The organism is Xenorhabdus bovienii, assembly GCF_024721015.1.
Classification (GTDB): Bacteria; Pseudomonadota; Gammaproteobacteria; order Enterobacterales; family Enterobacteriaceae; genus Xenorhabdus; species Xenorhabdus bovienii.
Genome location: NZ_JANAIF010000176.1, coordinates 1 through 2,087, shown reverse-complemented (window position 1 = coordinate 2,087; position 2,087 = coordinate 1). Strand labels below are relative to the sequence as shown.

The 2,087-nt window shown below is 42.0% G+C and carries 3 protein-coding genes; 1 reads left to right on the top strand and 2 read right to left on the bottom strand.

Annotation, left to right across the window (positions count from 1 at the left end):
* Positions 1–80 precede the first annotated feature (80 nt).
* Positions 81–491 carry a DUF5405 family protein gene (locus tag NXS07_RS19630; RefSeq protein ID WP_258087471.1) on the bottom strand — a complete coding sequence of 137 codons (411 nt, stop codon included), beginning with the start codon at positions 489–491 and terminating at the stop codon, positions 81–83.
* Between the two features lie 37 nt (positions 492–528).
* Here NXS07_RS19630 and NXS07_RS19625 point away from each other — a divergent pair, with 37 nt between their 5' ends.
* Entirely contained in the window at positions 529–1,101 is a 573-nt protein-coding gene (locus NXS07_RS19625) for a hypothetical protein (RefSeq protein WP_258087470.1), read from the top strand.
* Positions 1,102–1,184: 83 nt separating this feature from the next.
* Here the strand turns inward: NXS07_RS19625 and NXS07_RS19620 are convergent, their stop codons facing one another.
* Positions 1,185–2,003, bottom strand: coding sequence for a DNA adenine methylase (locus tag NXS07_RS19620; RefSeq protein ID WP_258087469.1), 819 nt, complete (start codon positions 2,001–2,003; stop codon positions 1,185–1,187).
* Positions 2,004–2,087: the final 84 nt, after the last annotated feature.

Sequence of the window (2,087 nt, the reverse complement as noted above, 5' to 3'; positions counted from 1 at the left end):
CGGGGCATTCCACCAATAGGCATAATGCCCATTGGCGGGTTCAGCATCGGGCAGGGTATTAAAATTAATCAGGCGACTACTCATACAACAATGCCGCCATAAGTATCAGGATTCAAAAGATTCAACGCGGTCTGACAACGACGGGTGATCACCTCGACCGTATTAAGATAATCATCAACTGAACGCATCAGGGGCTTGATATGCGATACATGCAGGTTCACCAGTTCAGCAACCAGCGACACGTCGCTGTCATGCCAGCCAACCAGTGAATAACTGCGGTCATACGTGCCGACCTGCAACAGCGCCAGCTTACCTTTATGCTTTTCATGGGTCACAACCGCAAAACGGGTATCGGTGATATAGACGCCGTTTTTAGGGTCAAGAATAATAGGGGCATTAGCCGTTGCCAAATCGGACTGAATTATCTCATTTTGTAGGCATTTTGATTTATGATGTTTACCGTTTTGTTCGTATAAGTCGCTATTAAACATGATGCAAACCAACGTTAAATTAATTAGGGATGTAGTGATGAATAATGTAAAGACCGCCAGTAACGTTAAATTCCTTTCAAGCCCAAGTAATTTTCAAGGTGAAGTAAGAGTTTTATCTGCACCTTATTTGTATGTTGTTTGTGATGCCTTTCTTGAACTAACAACAACTCACTTAGACGACCGCTGGATTCGTAAAATAGAGCCACGAGAACAATTAGCCCGTCAGCTAACAAAAAACGTTTCGGATGAATGGATACACTACACAGAGTGGAAGAGACTGATTCAGGATGTACTAAATAGTGCACATCAGCGCTATCTATGCAGCCCAATATCTGAATGGGCTGACTGTGAAAATTGGAACGCAGTGGAGACTGATATTCATATTGCTGTGCAATGTACCCGGCGAACAGTGCTGTATTACGACTACAACCAGTTAGGAGACCTACCAGCACGAGCCACAGGTTTTCTCGTTCCTGCACGCCTGAATGATTTTTTTGCGTCATTGCTTGCAGGGACGCTAACCCCTGTTTGGGCAACAACTGTTGATGCTGAACTAACGCCTGATTGCCTCTTTGATGTGTATCCGAGATGTAAACAGAAAGAAATTTAATCATATTTTTGTATCCATATTTCTTATTTTTAAACGTTAGTTAGTGGCAAATTGAAAACAGTGCACCACTGCTACGCATTGCTTTATTCATATCGTTTCAGTACTGCAATAATTTCTTTCGCGGGCTGACGGTTGCCATTGGCAGCAATGGTGCGCGGGGCATCAATTTCATGGACAGTGAAACCCAGATCGGCATACAGTTCTTTGGCTTCAATCGAGTTGGAAACGGTGACAGGAACTCCGAGACGTGCATTCAGTGCGTATAAATTATTGGCTAACGATTCATGTTCAGTTTTAGTGAAAGGGGATGGGTGATATTGGGTAAATGCCCCGTCTTTGGTTAAATAAGGCGGATCACAATAAACAACATCCCCTGAAACAATAGCATCTAAGGTTTCACGCCAGTCAGCATGATGAATAGTGGCTATCTGTGATTTACCCGCAAACGCCCAGATTTCAGCGGCAGGGAAATACGGTTTTTTATAATGACCAAATGGAACGTTAAACTCGCCTTTGGTGTTATAGCGGCATAGGCCATTAAAACAGTGACGATTTAAAAATAAAAACAGCGCAGACCAATTTAAACTACCTTTAAAATTGTCACGCTCTGTATTAAACATTCCTCTCAAATCATAAAAATCACTGGCCTCTTTAAAATAAGAAAACCAGTGGGTAGCCGATTTTATAAACTGATCACTATCGGTTTTGATGCCCTGATACATATCAATTAAATCGATATTCACATCGGCAATTAAATATGCCTCATAATCCGTATTCATCATCACCGCACAGGAACCCGCGAACGGTTCAACCAGTCGCTTACCTGCTGGCAGGTGGGGCAGTAATTTATCCATAACACGGACTTTAGAACCTGCCCATTTGAGGATGGTTTTATTTGCCATTGTCAGTACCCTCATAACAAAAATAAGAAGGGTCTAATAATGAATACTCATAAAAGGAAATATTGATTTCATTGTAGAGATTTA

Coding starts and splice junctions, on each gene's coding strand:
- NXS07_RS19620 (WP_258087469.1), bottom strand. CDS start 2,003: ATGGCAAATAAAACCATCCTCAAATGGGCAGGTTCTAAAGTCCGTGTT.
- NXS07_RS19630 (WP_258087471.1), bottom strand. CDS start 491: ATGTTTAATAGCGACTTATACGAACAAAACGGTAAACATCATAAATCA.
- NXS07_RS19625 (WP_258087470.1), top strand. CDS start 529: ATGAATAATGTAAAGACCGCCAGTAACGTTAAATTCCTTTCAAGCCCA.